Origin of the sequence: Curtobacterium sp. MCBD17_040 (assembly GCF_003234805.2) — a bacterium.
Lineage (GTDB): Bacteria > Actinomycetota > Actinomycetes > Actinomycetales > Microbacteriaceae > Curtobacterium.
In genome coordinates, this window is record NZ_CP126274.1 from 37,065 (window position 1) to 52,487 (window position 15,423).

Annotated in this window: 14 protein-coding genes; 11 read left to right on the forward strand and 3 right to left on the reverse strand. The window is 67.5% G+C overall.

Annotated elements, in window-relative coordinates; genetic code table 11:
- Positions 1-15: 15 nt before the first annotated feature.
- The 3 genes from DEI94_RS16100 (at position 16) to DEI94_RS16110 (ending at position 4,049) form a co-directional block, all read left to right on the forward strand.
- Positions 16-654 carry a hypothetical protein gene (locus DEI94_RS16100; RefSeq protein WP_111025417.1) on the forward strand — a complete coding sequence of 213 codons (639 nt, stop codon included), beginning with the start codon at positions 16-18 and terminating at the stop codon, positions 652-654.
- A gap of 357 nt (positions 655-1,011) precedes the next feature.
- Positions 1,012-1,380, forward strand: coding sequence for a hypothetical protein (locus DEI94_RS16105; RefSeq protein WP_146249385.1), 369 nt, complete (start codon positions 1,012-1,014; stop codon positions 1,378-1,380).
- A gap of 839 nt (positions 1,381-2,219) precedes the next feature.
- Positions 2,220-4,049: a GspE/PulE family protein gene (locus DEI94_RS16110; protein WP_146249386.1), complete on the forward strand. Its 1,830-nt coding sequence runs from the start codon at positions 2,220-2,222 to the stop codon at positions 4,047-4,049.
- Between the two features lie 66 nt (positions 4,050-4,115).
- Here the strand turns inward: DEI94_RS16110 and DEI94_RS16115 are convergent, their stop codons facing one another.
- Positions 4,116-4,376: a DUF805 domain-containing protein gene (locus DEI94_RS16115; protein ID WP_502869691.1), complete on the reverse strand. Its 261-nt coding sequence runs from the start codon at positions 4,374-4,376 to the stop codon at positions 4,116-4,118.
- A 53-nt stretch (positions 4,377-4,429) separates the two neighbouring features.
- Here DEI94_RS16115 and DEI94_RS16120 point away from each other — a divergent pair, with 53 nt between their 5' ends.
- The 6 genes from DEI94_RS16120 (at position 4,430) to DEI94_RS16145 (ending at position 10,590) form a co-directional block, all read left to right on the forward strand.
- Complete coding sequence (locus DEI94_RS16120; RefSeq protein ID WP_111025424.1) at positions 4,430-5,611, forward strand: type IV pilus twitching motility protein PilT; 1,182 nt, start codon at positions 4,430-4,432, stop codon at positions 5,609-5,611.
- A gap of 114 nt (positions 5,612-5,725) precedes the next feature.
- Positions 5,726-7,024, forward strand: a complete 1,299-nt coding sequence (locus DEI94_RS16125) for a type II secretion system F family protein (protein WP_111025426.1) — start codon at positions 5,726-5,728, stop codon at positions 7,022-7,024.
- On the forward strand, positions 7,024-7,479 hold the full coding sequence (locus DEI94_RS16130; RefSeq protein WP_284183761.1) for a prepilin peptidase: 456 nt from the start codon (positions 7,024-7,026) through the stop codon (positions 7,477-7,479). Before DEI94_RS16125 ends, DEI94_RS16130 begins: the two co-directional genes overlap by 1 nt.
- 114 nt (positions 7,480-7,593) lie before the next feature.
- The gene (locus tag DEI94_RS16135) at positions 7,594-8,094 is read left to right on the forward strand and encodes a hypothetical protein (RefSeq protein WP_111025430.1); all 501 of its coding nucleotides are present in this window, start codon (positions 7,594-7,596) and stop codon (positions 8,092-8,094) included.
- A gap of 70 nt (positions 8,095-8,164) precedes the next feature.
- Positions 8,165-8,980: a hypothetical protein gene (locus tag DEI94_RS16140; protein ID WP_146249387.1), complete on the forward strand. Its 816-nt coding sequence runs from the start codon at positions 8,165-8,167 to the stop codon at positions 8,978-8,980.
- Entirely contained in the window at positions 8,980-10,590 is a 1,611-nt protein-coding gene (locus DEI94_RS16145) for an RCC1 domain-containing protein (RefSeq protein ID WP_111025434.1), read from the forward strand. Before DEI94_RS16140 ends, DEI94_RS16145 begins: the two co-directional genes overlap by 1 nt.
- Before the next feature lie 55 nt (positions 10,591-10,645).
- On the opposite strand, the gene DEI94_RS16150 is transcribed toward DEI94_RS16145, so the two are convergent.
- A complete protein-coding gene (locus DEI94_RS16150; RefSeq protein ID WP_146249388.1) occupies positions 10,646-11,302 on the reverse strand; it encodes a hypothetical protein in 657 nt (218 codons plus the stop codon).
- A gap of 196 nt (positions 11,303-11,498) precedes the next feature.
- Between DEI94_RS16150 and DEI94_RS16155 the strand changes: the two genes are divergently transcribed.
- Together DEI94_RS16155 and DEI94_RS16160 are read left to right on the forward strand one after the other, a co-directional pair.
- Positions 11,499-13,445, forward strand: coding sequence for a hypothetical protein (locus tag DEI94_RS16155; RefSeq protein WP_146249389.1), 1,947 nt, complete (start codon positions 11,499-11,501; stop codon positions 13,443-13,445).
- Positions 13,445-14,302 carry a hypothetical protein gene (locus DEI94_RS16160; protein WP_111025440.1) on the forward strand — a complete coding sequence of 286 codons (858 nt, stop codon included), beginning with the start codon at positions 13,445-13,447 and terminating at the stop codon, positions 14,300-14,302. Before DEI94_RS16155 ends, DEI94_RS16160 begins: the two co-directional genes overlap by 1 nt.
- A gap of 26 nt (positions 14,303-14,328) precedes the next feature.
- Here DEI94_RS16160 and DEI94_RS16165 read toward each other — a convergent pair whose 3' ends face one another.
- The gene (locus tag DEI94_RS16165; RefSeq protein ID WP_111025441.1) at positions 14,329-15,291 is read right to left on the reverse strand and encodes a hypothetical protein; all 963 of its coding nucleotides are present in this window, start codon (positions 15,289-15,291) and stop codon (positions 14,329-14,331) included.
- Positions 15,292-15,423 lie beyond the last annotated feature (132 nt).

A 15,423-nucleotide genomic window follows, 5' to 3' on the forward strand; every position in this document is an offset into this window, starting at 1 on the left:
AGAAAGAGCAGAACCATGGCCGACTCCCTCTCCCCGAACGCCCAGATCATCCTCGCGGCGCTGAACGCCGCCGGCCCCCGGCCGACGCCGCCGACGCGGGTGCGCGTCAACCCGGCGTCGTTCCCCAACGGTGGTCATGAGGCTGCGCAGGACCAGTACAACGCGCAGTACCAGGCGGACCTCGTTGCGTTCGAGGCGGCCAGTGGCGCGTGGGACCAGTCGGTGAAGTCCAACGCCCGAGACATCAAGGTGATGCTCTCCGAGCGCAGCGGCATCATGACCCAGCTGACCCAGCTCGACAAGATCGTCGACCCGAACAACGACGGCGGGAAGGTGTTCCCGGGCACCATCGTCCGCGTCACCCGCGAGGAGCGGTCCAAGCGCGGCATCGTCGTCATCTACACGGGAACGGACCGCGCCACGGCGGGGCTGGGCCCCGGCGAGGAGCAGGTCCGCACGGACCGCACGGACAACGAGGACGGCCGCGCCCTCGCCCGCCGCGCCCAGCAGCTCATCGGCCACAAGGTCCTCCTGTACATCGAGCTGGAGCAGATGCAGGGCGGCAACAAGGTCCGCGTGGTCCGTCACTTCGAGGACCGCGGCCTCGACCACGAGTACAACGCGTCGACCGGCACCGTCGCCAAGGCGGCGTAGCGGCACCCTTCGGTACGAGAGGGCAGCCTTCGGGCTGCCCTCTCTGTCGTCCTCGGACTGCTGTCCGGGAAGCGCAGGCAGGGCTCCACGGGTACCGGAGGTCGGCCCCCAGTTCGTGGGTCGATTGCGCGGGGCGCTCGGTTCTCTGCGGAGGCCCGAGGGGCGGAATCCCGCGGATCTCGCTGGACAGATGGTCGGTCGACGCGGATGACGAGGCAACCAATTCCTGTACCCGGTCGAAAACCGGACGCTGAGTAGGAGTTAGCATCTGGAGCCGCACCAAGCGATCCAGATGAACGTCTGGCCGACGGTGCAGAACCTGCTCACACCCGCCATCCCGTGGAGACCCAGACGACCGTGCCCGACCGTCACAGCACCATGCCGCAAACCTCCCGGCACCGGGCCGCGAGGCTCGAAGTGCGGGTCGCGGAACTCGAGCAGGAGAAAGCCGCGATGGCCCGGCTCCTCCGCACCTGGCAGCGCAACTACTCGTCCGCAGCGGTGCAACTGGAACAGATCCGGAACGCCATCCAGGGGGAGCCGACGGAGAAGGTCGTGCCACGCATCGCGTACCTGCTCAGCGACCAGGAGCGTCGCGCGGGCGCTCACCTGGCGCGCCTCGCCCTGATCGAGGAGCTCCGCGCACAGTGGGAAACGCAGCCGGCAAGCGAGGCGACCCGCGTCGCCGTCCGGGCATGGCTCAAGGAACTCGCGCGAGAACCCTGACGCTGGCCCACGTGCCCTTCGCCCAGTCGAATTCGCCGCATGTTCCGGTGACGCAGCGCCCCGAGCTGCATTCCCAGTTTCGCGACGGAGAAGACATGTCAGACCCGAGCGGTTTCGCGTTCCCAGCAGACGCAGCAGCGCCAGGACCTCGCAGGCAGGGCGGTCAGCCCGACCCTGACCTCGAGGCCCTTCTCGAGCAGTACACAACGCACCGCGGCGCCCCGGCCGCTCCGGCCGCTACGTCCGCCCTCCCTGTCGGCGACGGTTTCGAAGTTCCGCCGGTCGCCGCCTTCGACGCAGCCCACCTCGGGCAGACGCCGTCCGGGTTCACCATGCCGGAGCCCGCTCCCCCGGTGCCCGGTCTGGCGTCCTTCGAGGACCTCATCGGCGGCGTCCCGTCCAATGATGCGTCCCCGGCACTTCCCGCAGCTCCCGCGCTTCCCGACTGGTTCGACACCACAGGACCGGTATCGGAGGTGCCGGGACCGGCCGCCAGCGGCGACCCGCAGCCCGAAGCGTGGCCAGACCCGCTCGCGTTCGACCCTCCCCCGGCGCAGGCTGAGCCGACGGCGTTCCAGTCCCCGGTCGTCGCCGACGAACCCGCCGTCGTCAACGACAGCCACCCGCTGCCGGACCGGACGGGCACTCCGGCAGCAACAGCGCAGGAGAGCATTTTCGACATGCCGGGCGAAGCAAGCCCATGGAACGAGTACGAGGCCGTGGAGCAGCACACGCCACTGCCCAACCTGCCACCGGCTGCAATCCCGACGGTCCCGGCCGCCGACTACCCACCGTTCGAGGTCGCTGCTCCACCAGCAGTACCCGACGTGTTCCGGTCGATGGAGAGCCTGTTCGAGGACCCTGCACCGGTTGCTTCCGTGGCGCCCTCGGACTGGATTGCGGTCGCCCCTGCGGCACCCGTCGTCCCTGCCCCACCGGTTACCCCCGCCGCAGCGCCGACATTCGACTGGACGCCGACACCGCCCGCCCCGGCGCCCGCGCCCGCACCTGCTGAGGCGCCGGTCGCTGCTCAACCCGTCCAGGACGCGGTACCGGCAATCCTTCCGGCCGCCGCGCCGCAGTACATCGCGCCACCGGCCATCCCGCGCCTAGAGCAGCAGCAGCAGCAGTACGTGGTGCCGCCGGCGATTCAGCCTGCTGTGCCTGCGCCAGCACCTGCGGTTGCGCCGGCCCCTGCACCTGCGGTTGCTGCGACGCCTGTGCCCGCACCAGCCCCTGCACCCGTGGTGGCCCCGGCCCCGGCGCCGCAGCGGTTCGCTGTCCCGGAGCCGGAGCCGGTGTTCGACCTGCCTGGTGGGTTCTTCGATGAGGACGACGCTGCGCCGTCAGTGCTGCCAGCGCCGCTTCCGGAGCAGCTTGCGGATGCGCTGCAGGCACCGCTGCCGACCCCTGCGCCGGTTTCTGCTCCCGTGCCGTCCCAGGCACCGCCGGCTGCCTCACCGGTGGCCGTATCGTCGCGCCCCGCCGTTTCGCCGGTTCCCCGAGTAGCCGCGGTCGTTCCCGCCGAACCCAACCGGAGCAATCGACTGGTCGTCGCTCCTGCTCCGGCTGGGCAGCGGATTCCGTTGGACGCCATCGGGCAGAACATGGCCGTGAACGACCAGTGGCTGGACAGTGTGTTCCGGCAGCTGACCGCCCTCGGTGTCTCCGACGTTCACCTGACGAAGTCCGGGGCGCGCGATGAGCTGACCATCGAAGGGCGCCGCGATGGTGTGCTCGAGCCGGTCATCACGCTCCGGGGAAGGGACGCCGCCACGGTGATGAACCTCATCAAGTCCCGTTCCCGCATCAGCACCGGTTCGAACCTGGTCCCTGACGATGGCCGCTACGAGCTCGAGATCGACAACTACCCATACCGCATCCGGGCTGTGTCGCTGCCTCTGTTCGACGGTGGAGAGAAGGTCGTCCTCCGGCTCCCGCAGACCGGGGAGCTGAAGCGGCTCGACCAGCTCGGCTTCACCGAGAAGAACCTCGCCGCGGTGCGGGACCTGCTCTCCACGCCGGGCGGCATGATCATCATCGCCGGACCGATGGGGGAGGGGAAAACCACCACCGCGCACGCGGCGCTTCTCGAAATCGGCGGGTCCGGACGCGCTGTCACCAGCGTCGAAGACCCCGTGGAACGCGTCCTGAACCGCGTTGCGCAGATCGAGGTGAATGAGGACATCGAAGCCGGATTCGGCACCATCATGCGGTACCTGGTCCGCGCTGACTTCGACACGCTGTTCATCGGTGAGATCCGTGACGACCTCACCGCGGCCGCCGCTGTGCGGCTCGCTCGCGCTGGTCGGCGGGTCATCTCCACCATCCACGCCACCGACAACGTCGCTGCGCTGCTGCAGCTGATCAAGCTGTCGAAGGACACGCCACTGTCAGTCCTCGACGCTGTCCGCGGTGTCATCTCGCAACGCCTCGTTCGGCGCGTCGGAGACGGACCGGACGGGTATCTCGGCCGACACCCGGTGCACGAGACCCTCACCGTGACGACAGCCCTCGCCGACGAGATCATCGAGGGCCGGTCCACCACCGACATCCGACGAGCCACGAAGGAGTCGTCGACGCTGTTCGCCGAGAACGCTCGCGAACTCGTCAGCGCGGGAGTCACCGACGAGGCGGAGATCCGCCGCGTGCTGGGGAACGTCCTGTAGCGCGCTGCTTCGCTACGAACGCTGGCGCCCGCTCTTCAACTGGAACGGCGTCAGCGTTCGACGAGGTCAGCGGTCGAAACGCGCGCCCTCCGGGCGGCTCTGGCCGGCGAACCAGACGAGCAGGATGATCGCACCGACCACCGGGATGAGCAGCAGCAGGTACCAGCGCCCGCTGCGGTTCGTGTCGTGCAGGCGGCGCCATGCGAGGGCAAGACCGGGTACCAGGGTGGCTAGCGACCAGGCCGTCGAGATGACGAAGATCACGATGCCACCGGCTGTCATTTGTCCTCTGGCTGCGCCACTGCCGTCGAGCGCCTGAGTGAGCACTGCTTCGCCGCATGAAGCCGAGGTGAACCACCGCCTCGACCCTCAGGACAGCCATGCCTTTCGAACCGATCCCGTTCGTCGCCTCCCTCGTGGACTACTACGGCGAACTCGGAGCGTCCGACGTTCACCTCACTCCCACCCGCGGGGTGTTCTTCGTCCAGGACAAGAAGACGCAGCAGGTGCCGAACATGAACATGCTGCCGCCTGGGGTCATCGAAGCGGTCGTGGAAGCGATCTCCCCTGGCGGGATGAAGCAGGTGAAAGCACACGGCCAGCTGGACGCGTCCTTCGACGCGAACATGCTTCTCGGCCAGCAGTACCACGAGGATGGTGTCCCCAAGCCCCCGAGCGCGTACCGCGGACGTGTCGCTGTTCGCAGCGACCTGTGGGGCACATCCATGACCATCCGACTCATCTCCCGCGACATCCCGTCGGTGGCGTCGCTGGGCATCCCGAGCTCCCTCGCGAAGGTGATCGAACGGCCCGACGGGCTGCTGCTGTTCGTCGGGCAGACCGGGTCGGGGAAGTCCACCAGCATCGCCGCGCTGGTCAACGAGGTCGCTCAGAACTGGGAGACCCACATCTACACGGTGGAAGCACCGATCGAGTACGTGTACCCGGCCGGGAAGTCCCTTGTCACGCAGCGTGAGGTGGGCATGCACGTCGAGTCGTTCTCGTCCGCCATCGAGAACGCCAAGCGAAGCCACCCTCGCATCATCGTCGTGGGGGAGATTTTGAACGCGCAGACCGCGTCGGCCGCGCTCCTCGCCGCCGCGTCCGGCCACCTCGTCATCTCCACCATGCACGCCGGGTCCACCGCGGAAGCCATCGACACGTTCATCTCGATGTTCACCCCCGACGAGCAGCCCCTCGTCCGCACGCAGCTGTCGCAGACCCTCCGTGCCATTAGCGTGCAGAAGCTGCTGCCGAAGCAGGGCGGGGGCCTCGTCATGGCGCAGGAGATCGCGTTCAACACTCGCCAGTTCAGCCAGCTCATCCTCGGCAACGGCGACCGTGTCGGCGACATGCAGCTCGTGTCGCAGTACCTGCTCGGCAACGGCCGGCAGGAGCAGATGGTCGCGATGGAACACTCGCTGGTCAAGCTCGTCCGCAACGGCGATATCTCCGCAGACGCGGCGCGTGCCAATTCCAACGACTCGCGCACCGTCGATGACCTGCTCGCTGCGGCGGAACTCCGCGAAGAGGACCGCAGCCGCGGCAAGCGAAGCCGGTAGCTGACTCTTCGCCGCGGGCCGGCAACGGAGCGCCCTCGTTTCGCCGCATGGACGTAGCCGTACCGGCGCGCCCCAGTCATCCGACATGCGCCGCCTCCGACCAGTGGAGCCAGCATGAGCGACGACTTCTTCAGCATCTTCGAGGACGACAAGCCCGCAGACAGCGACCTTCCGGGCAGCCCCGACCTCGGCGATGACGGCGCCCAACAGGTGGGTAAGAAGAAGCGCACCATCACCATCGGCAGCAAGAAGTCGAAGAAGGACAAGGTCGACGCGGACTCGCTGGTTCGTGCGAACGACGACGCGAAGCTGAAGCTCGGCGCCGGCGAGAAGCAGCCGATGTTCACCGTCGTCGCGAAAAAGTCCCGCCCGGACGACATCGCGGAAACGCTCGAGGACCTCGCGTCGATGCTCGAAGCAGGCGATGCGGAGGATCGCGCACTGCGGACACTCGCCGAGCAGTACGCGAAGTTCAACGTCGGGAAGGCATACCAGCGTGCCGCTGACCTCATCGCCCGCGGCGAGACCATCAAGGCGGCGTTGAGCGCTCAGACGGACACGTTCCCTCGCGTCGTCCGGGAGCTCATCGGCGCCGCATCCACCCCTCGTGACCTACACCGGAACCTGAAGCGGTGCGCGGAACTCATCGTGGAGTCCTCGGACGTTCGGGCGCAGATTAAGGCAGCGCTGTTCAAGCCGATGTTCATGTTCGGCATCGTCATCGCGTTCGTCATTGTCGCAGCGCAGTGGCTGCTGCCAACGGTCGCCGGCGTGTTCGGCAGCATCGGGTCGAAGACCCCGAAGGCGACGCTGGTGATGATCGCCGTCGGCGGGGACATCAAGTGGGTGTTCGTCGTCGCCCTCGCCCTCATCGCGTTGTGGTTCGTGTACTGGTACGGCTTCGGCCGGAAGGTGGAAGCGGTCCGCATCTGGAAGGACAAGATGGCGATCCAGGCGCCCCTCATCGGACCGATCAACCAGATGCAAGCCGCCGCCCGGTTCTCCGACGTCGTCTCCGTCTGCCTGGCGTCCGGTATCCCCGAGGTGGACGCCCTCGAAATCGGCGGTCGCGCATGCGGCAACGAAGCGCTGCAGGCGCACATCAACAACCACATAGGCGCTCAGAAGCTCGGTAATGCGGTGTTCGCGGATGTCGCTGACACGCCGTTGCTTCCGTGGAACTTCAAGAACCGCATCGAGGTGTCTCCGTCCCCTCGTGAACGCATCAACGTGATGGCCGACCTGTCGAAGACGTTCCACAAGAAGGCCCGTCGGCGGCTGAACTCGTTCGCTGACCGCGTTGGACCGATCACGGAGATGATGGTGCTCTGCATCGCCGCGGTGGTCATCCTCGCCGTCGCCATCCCGGTGACCTCGTTCGCGCCGCAGATGATGGGCATGGTCTCGAAGTAGTGGCCGCGCTCGTGCAGTGGTGCACAGTGCCGCTGCACGTGGCGCTGCTGTTCGTCGTCGCCGCGGCAGTCATCGACGTCGCCGTGCAGTGGATCCCCAACACCTTCAGCGCAGCCGCCGGCGGCGGAGTCCTCCTCGCCTCGTTGCACGCAGGACTGACCGGGCAGCAGGCGCTGAACGGAGCATTGTGCGCTGCGATCGTGTTCCTGCTCTACCTCGAGCTCGGTGTCCACGGGTGGATTGGCGGCGGGGACGTGAAGTTCGCGCCCGTCCCGGCGTTCATCCTCGGCGCGGTGCACCCGATGTTGGCCTGCTGGTGGCTCGTCACCACCATCGCGTTGCAGGGCGTGTTCTCCGTCGGAGCTCGCACGTTCCGGCTCCCTGCCGGGCTTCCGCACCTGCCAGCGATGGCGTTGTGCTTCCTCGCTGCCAGTTCTCTGGCAGCCGCGTTCTGACCCGCCGCTTTCGCCGCATGTCCCCATGCACGGTCGCGCTCTGCGCGGCCGACGCCTGACGGCCCGGTTCCACAGGGGAGTCCGACAGGTCACCCGCTCACAACGAGGAGAACCATGCACAGCCAGAAGTTCCCGCTGCGCGACCGCATCGACGGTATGCGGGCGGCGTACAGCACCACGCTCCGCCGCAAGGATGGAATCGAGTTGTCCATCCCGAACATCATCGTTGCCGTCTCAATCTCGATCGCCATCATTGCGGCCGTGGTCGTCAGCGTGGTCTGGATCGTTCCGTGGACGCAGGACAACAACGCTCAGTCACAGCTGTCCACCGTGCAGTCCGCCGAGCAGCTGTACTACGCGCAGAACAACGCGTTCGGCACGCTCACGCAGCTGACGACCTCCGGCACCGCCGCCAACGGCGACAAGACGAACTCCACCCTCGTCAGTGGCAAGGGGAAGATCGTCATCAACGTCAGCAGTGGCGGTGACGGATACTGCGCCGTCATCAAGTCCGACCACGGCGGCAACGGGTTCTGGGTGACCGAGGGTTCCACGGATGTCAAGTCCTCGAAGCCGACCGACCCAGCCGGCGCAACCTGCCCCACCGTCCCATGACCCTGATGTGAGGCGCCGAGGAAGCTCAGCGCCTCACATCCTCCACTTTCAGGACCAGACAGGAGGAAGCGTGTCTGCTCGCACCGTTATGAAGCGGCTCCGCGCTGCCCTCGCTGATGAACGCGGCTCCATCGCGGAAGCGATTGCCGGCACGGTCATCGTCTGCGTCCTCGGCAGCACCCTCGCGTACGGCGCCGTCAACAATGTCCGGCTGGTGTCAGAGACCACCGCCACGGCGGAGCGGCAGAACGCCGTGTCCTCCCTCGTCGGCGAGCAGGACGATTCCGCCACCTGGGGCACCACCGCCGCCCCGAAAATCCAAACCGTGGACCTGCCCTCGCACGCAACCTCGAACGACCAGGCCGCCCTGTGGGCGGTTCCCTCCATCACCGGCGTCACCTACCACGCGTCGATGCCGCGTTCCGGCACCGTCACAGACCCGCGCAGCTGCCTGGTCGCCACCGCGAAGGATGACCCGAACTGTGTGGTTGCCAGCGACTTTCAGGCGCTCACCATCTCCCAGGAGATGCCGACACCGGTCGTTCGGAAGGACCCCAGCGGCAAGGACGCCACAGGCAACGTGAACGCAAGCGTCGCCACGGGCGATGCGATCCCGCAGGAAGGTGTTATCGCGACGTTCGCGCCGGGCACCGCCGCTTCCACCACCTGGCGGTACCTGGTGAAGGCCAGCGACGGGTTCGGAAATCCATCAGGGGTGCTCCGCTTCAAGCAGGGCACTACCACCCTTGCCAGCATCCCCACCGACGGGTCCATGCACAACTACTTCGGGACGTTCGTGACCGCGTCCACCGCCCCGGTCACCCTTGTTGCCGCCGACGACCCGAACGTCGTGGACACCGTTTTCGTCTACAAGGGAGTCTCCTGATGCTCCGGCGAATCGTTTCCACCATCCGCTCCGACCGCGGATTCATCGACGTATTCATCATCGGCATCGCCGGCGTGATGATGCTCCTCGGCATGGGATTCGCTGTCGTGAACTTCGCCTACGAGGCGGGGGCGGTCAAAGCGACCAAAGATCTCACCTCCGCCGTCGTCGGCCGCGCTCAGGAGTACGCCGCAGCCCTGAACTCGAACTTGTCCGCACCGCCAGTACCCAGCCAAGCGCAGGAGTGCAGCGCCGCCCCGAGCGTGTGCACCATCGTCACCGCGGACACCTCCACCGGCGCGGACGCGCGAAACCTCACCATCATCGCCTCCGCGCCGTACCACTCGATGACCCTGACCCGCACGGTCACCCTGCAGGCCACGGAAGCAACCCACGTGTCCGACATCGACGCGGCCGGGAACCCGACATGGGTGGACACCAACGAAACCAACCCCTACCGAATCTGGGGTGTGGCGCAGTCCTCCATCAAGGCTGTCCCCGCCGCATCGCAGGCTGGCCCCGACTCCGTCAACTCGTGGAACTCCGTCACCGCTCGAGCGGGCGTTGACGCCAACGGAGCCCTGTGGGTGTGGGGCCCGAACGACCAGTGCCAAGCAGGCACAGGCGACAGCAGCACACTCGCCGCACCCGTGAAGCTCGACAGCGGGGCCACGACGTTCGTCACCGTCGTCGGCGATGGCGACAACGAGTTCGCGCTAGACAGCCTCGGCGACGTGTACGCGTGGGGCGCGAACACCGACGGGTCCCTCGGCCTTGGCATCACGAGCCCGGTGTGCTCGCCAACCCTGATCGCCGGTCACCACTTCCTCCAGATCTCCTCCGACGAGGGCAGCACCTTCGGCATCGACATCAACCACGCCCTCTGGGCCTGGGGCAGCGACGCGAACAGCCGACTCGGCGACGGCAGCACCAGCAACCAGAACGCTCCGGAGCAGATCGCGACCGGCACAAAGTTCGACGCGGTCGCAACCTCCGGCGCCAGCACCTACGCGGTGAGCACGAGCCTGGCCCTCTGGTCGTGGGGCGCGAACACCGACGGTCAACTCGGCACCGGCACCACCACCCCCGTCGCCAGCGCCGCGGCCGCCGGAATCTCCGGCACCTTCACCCACATCGCCGCCGGCGCGAACGCCGGATACGCCATCGACACCGCCGGTCACCTCTGGACGTGGGGGTTGAACACCTCCGGCCAGCTCGGGGACGGCTCGACGACGAACCGGACCGCTCCGGTCCGCGTCACCTCCAACGAGACATACACCGACGTCACCGGCGGAAACGGGCGAGCGTTCGCGGTCAACGCCAACGGACAACTCGAAGCGTGGGGAGACGGCACCGGGGGAGCGCTCGGCATCGGCAGCGCCGGAAGCGAACACACGCCGACGGTGATCCTCCCCGACAGCGACTTCAACGACGTCATCGGCAGTGCCGACTCCAACGCCACCGTCACCCGGGACAGCGACCACGCGCTGTGGGCCATCGGCCCGACACCAGGGAATCACGGCGTGTGGCCGTCCACATCCACAACCACCACCGGCGTGCCCCTGCGGATGCCGGCACCAGACGGATTCGGCACCCCCGCCTGGAACTAGCGACACCAGAAGCCGCCCGCGCGGAACTTCCTCGCGGGCGGCTTCTAGCATGCGGTCACCAGTCGGCGCGGCCGTGAATCGTCTCGTTGATGTGGTCACGGAAGCCCCACGTTGTGTCCTCCCCGGCGAGGACCGCCGCAGCGACAAGGTAACCGCGCTGGCCCCCGGCAGTCGCGCTCCATTGCACGCGTTCGGCCCAGGCTGCGCGGTCCGGCGCGCTCGCCCTCTTCGTCACCGCTGCGGTGAGTGCCGCTTCGGCGAGCTCGTCGCGAGTGGCGTTCCCGTCCGACGGGTCCTCAAGCTTGCTGCTCATTAGAGCGATGACGCCGTCCCGGAACCCGGACGCGAACTCCTGACCGCGGTCAGAGGTGTCCGCGTCGGCAATGGCCAGCCATGTCCGCGCGTCCGCGACGCGAACCTTCCCGGGAACGCCACGGGCGAGGTGGCTGTCGTCGGTGATCCGGGTGACGTACCAGTCCATGAGCCCGTCGGCGGTGTCGTCGAGAGCGAGGAGGCCTGCGCGGTAGTCCCGCTTGATGTGCTCGAGCTGGTCGGCGAGGCGCCACTGGTGCACCGAATACCCGGTGCCACCGAAGTGCGGAGCCGCGACGTCGAGTGACGTGTCGCTTTCGGCCCGACGCGTCGCGGTGAACCGACCGCCGGCGGGAGTGCCTTCTGGCGCGTGAGCGCGTCCATTGGAGTCGATGGTCATAGCCGGCATGTGTGCGGCCGCCCGACGCCCCCTTCGCCGCATGTGCAGCTATGCAGCCGCACACATGGTCTGCGACTGACGAATGGCAGGTGAAGAAGGAATGCTGAACTGGACTCAACGGGCGCGAGACGTTCTCGTCGACCGTGCCGGTATCACCACCTCCGTTGCGGAGCTGATGGTCTCCACCGTGGTGAAGGTGGTCATCACAACCACGCTTGCATCCATCATCGGCGGGGTCACCCTGTTCTCCGCGATGACAGCGAACTCCACGGAGTCCAGCAGCGCCTTCCAGACCTCGGACCTGCAATTGGCGAAGGCAGTGCACTCCGCCGACCGCGTCATCGGGTACGGCGACCAGGCTGTCGCGCTTCTGACGAACACCGGCGGCAGCTGCGCCATCGACCTCTGGCACGGATACGCGGACGCGTCCGGCGCCCTGGCGCTGCGGGAGGACCGCTCCACCGTGCCGCAGGCATGCGACGCTGTCACCACCGTCAGCCTCGCACCGGTCGCCACCGGCGCTGAGAAGGTCCCCGACCTTGGCGCAGTGTCCCTGAAGTACACGAACATCGGCGGCCGCTCCGAGACGTTCAGCACCGACGGCACAGTCACCCTGAACTCGTCCGCGACGCAGCCATCCGGCGTCTCCGACGACGACTGGGCCGACCCGCGTCCGTACAAGGTGGACCTGTCCCTGGCGTCGAACCGGTCGAACCTGACCGCGTTCGCGAAGAACGCCGTCCTCACCGGATACGCGAAGATCGTCAACGCCCGGCAGGCAGCAACAAGCCCCGGATCGCTCCGGTACGTCCCGGACACCACCCCGAAGCCCAGCGCAATCACCATCGTGGACGTCGCCCGATCCACCACCACGGGCGCCGTGTACGCCGGCGCCCACGAAGGGATCACCGTCACCTTCACCGGCGCACAGTGCCCGGACGCGACCTCAACGACGGTGACGACCTCCTTCACCACCGCCACGCCGTCGGGTGTTCCACCAGCGTCCAACGTGACCACGAAGGTCCTCACGGGCGCGGCGAACAAGTTCGAACTCGCGAACGTGAAGAACGGCGCGCAGGGCACCGTCAGCATCAGCGCCACGTGCGCCGCGAACGGGCAAGCGACGACGGAAAGCGCCCCGTTCACGCAGGGTGTTCCGAACCCGACCCTGAAGGTGGCGGAGAGCAAGCCGTTCTCCACCCACGTGCTCACCTGGAACGCCGTTTCATCATTGCCCACCGCGTTCACCAACACGTGGACTGGAGACGACGGGACGTCCGGCACTGTCCCCGCAACGCAGGCGCTCACCGCCAACGTGGTGCACCCCGCCTACGGCACCTACGGGGTGAAGGACACCTACGTGCTGACGGCCACCGTCAACGGGGAGTCCGGGACGGCGACCGCGTCCATCAGTCGCGCATGGCCGACCATCCCGACCGCAGCGAACTTCAAGCGGGTCGAGACGCAGGTTGCACCGTCCAAGGAGCACCTCTCCTGGGGGTACAACACCACTTGCCCGACGGGCACGACGCTGTACACGGAATGGTCGGAGGACCGCACCGGACAGGCCGACGGCTCCGTCAGCAACACCGTGCACAACACCAGCGGATACAAGAAGGGCCTGAACAGCGACGCATGGGCGCCGCCGTACGCGCTGCAGGGCTACTACTACGGCATCCACGTCTACACCGAATGCGTCATCAACAGCACCCGCGCATCCTCCGCAACGAAGAACGCTGAGTTCGACTGGGTCACCGGGATGAACACCCCACACGCGCCGAAATGGGCCTCGTACAACACCGGCGGCTACAACGGCAACGCCCAGGACACTCACGTCACGCAGAGCTCCTCCTGCACCACCTCCGCAGCAGCGTGTGGCTCCTGGCTCGTGGTCACCTACGACGCGTACTGCCCCAGCGGCGCGGACGTGGTGAACACCCACTTCCGGTCCCTCGGATGGCCCGGCCAACCGGCCAACCTGCGCGGACCGTTCGAGCACGAGTGGGGCTACCAGGACTTCTGGCAGGGGCCCGGCACCCCGCAGGACGTCACCTACTCGCAGTCCTGGTACTCGTGCCAGACCCCGTGGGGGCTCAAGCAGAGCAGCATCAGCGGTGACGACACGCTGACCGTCAATCCGTAATGAAAGCGCTCAGCGTGAACCTCCTCCGCAAGATCGGCGCCGTGTTCGGGCGACCCACCCTCTCCGGGTGGGTCGCCCTCGCCGCGGCCGCAGCCGTCATCGCCGCGACAGTCGTCGTCCTCACCGCACTGAACGGCAAGCACGACACCACCGCGGACACATCCACCACGAACGTCATTCACGCCCCGCACACCGCGACGGCATCCCCGTCCGCCGCCCCGAAGCGCACAGCGACACCGCAGCCGACCGCAGCCCCTCAGCCGGCCCAGCAGCAGCAGAACGCACCCACGCTCGGCTCCTCCCAGAACCACACCGGCCCGAGCAGCGCAGACCAGAAGCCGTGGACGTCAACCGTCCCGGTGCACGTTCCCACCGGCACCAAGCAGACCTACGCTCCGACCGCCATCCACAACAAGGCCGTCTCACAGTCCCAGGTCGCCAGCGTCGGCCCCGTCCCCTCCGGCGGTGGCACCGTAACCTCTCCAACAACCATGGACTCCGCCGCGGTCGGTGAACAGCTCGCCGCGGACGCCACCGGCACCCGCAACCTCACCGGGATCCTCCCCGTCAAGCAGGACAGCTGCGTCGAGCAGTACGTCAAGGACCACGTCCACGACTACGACCACACCGGAGCCTTCACCGTCACCACCGTCTGCGGCCACCCCGCGGTCCTCCTCGGTGGCGCAGCAGGCATCGAATACAACACCCTCCGCGGCCACGTCAACGACACCGCGGCCCCCGCCGGCGCCCACGACATCCTGTACGGCAACCACCCGTACCTGAACCTCTCCGCCGCCCACACCGGCACCGGCAAGGACAACAACGGCACCGTCCTCATCGTCGTCACCGCACCGTGACGACCTGCTCGAGCGAGCCGGAGGCGCTACGCCCGGTGTCGGGAGATCCGGCGCCGGCGCGCCATCCGCACGCTGGCGCCTGCGACGGTGAGCAGCAGTCCCATGAGGAGTTCCGGGAGTGCCGAAGTGCCGGTGAAGGCTAGCTGTCCGGTGGAGCGGGCGGCTGTCGGCGCTGCGGACGGGATGGTCGTGGATGCGGTACGGGTCGGAGCCGCAGTCGGCGTGGTCGAAGGGCTGGTTTCGGACGCGGTAGCGGTGTTGACCGCCCAGAAGCGGTCCAACGCGAGACCGGACGGCTCGTAGGTGTCGTCGCCGTAGAACTCAACGAATAGGCGGTGCTGGCCGGGAAGAACCGTCGCGGTGATGGTCGCCTTTCCGTTCTTGAGCAGCCCGTTCCCGAGGCCAGGGTCGGTGGACCCGTCGTCGAGGACGATGGAGACCTCCAGGCCGTCTGTGGGAGCGGGAGTGACGGTCACCTGGTACTGCTGCGGCACGTTGCCGATGGGGTTCGCCGGCGGAACGACCGTGGTGGTTGTGCGGATGTGAGCCAGTGGCGGACCAACGGTGAACGTCACAACAGGGCTGCTGAGGGTGATGTTCGGTCCGTAGGACACGGACGCTTGAACCGTGTGCTGACCGGCTTCTTGGGCCGGGATGTCCGTGTTGATCACACCGGCGGCGGACCCGGCGTTGCCTCCGTAATAGGTCTGCTCGTGATCGATTTGGAGGGTGACGCCCGTGGAGGCGGAGTCAGTTGGCGCGGGCGTCACCGTGAGAACGAACCTGACCCGCCTGTCGGCGGTGGGTGTTCCGACGACCTCCACGGTCAGGGAAGGCTGCTCCGGCGACGGGCTCGCTGTGCTGGTCGGGGTGATTGGGTCCGCAACCGCCATGGTGGGCGCTGCGGTCGCAGCGGCGGCGAGGACTGTTGCAGTGACGGCTGCGGCGATGAGGACGCGGCGGAGGGGAAGGTGGCGCGGGAAGGGCATCGGGTTGTCCTTGGTGCGGGCGCTCATCAACGAGCGGGGCCAACGCGCCGGGCTTCCAACGCACCCAAAACCTAGCATCCCTCACAGCATCAGCGCACTGCGCACCGGACGGACCCGACCCGCCGCCCGATG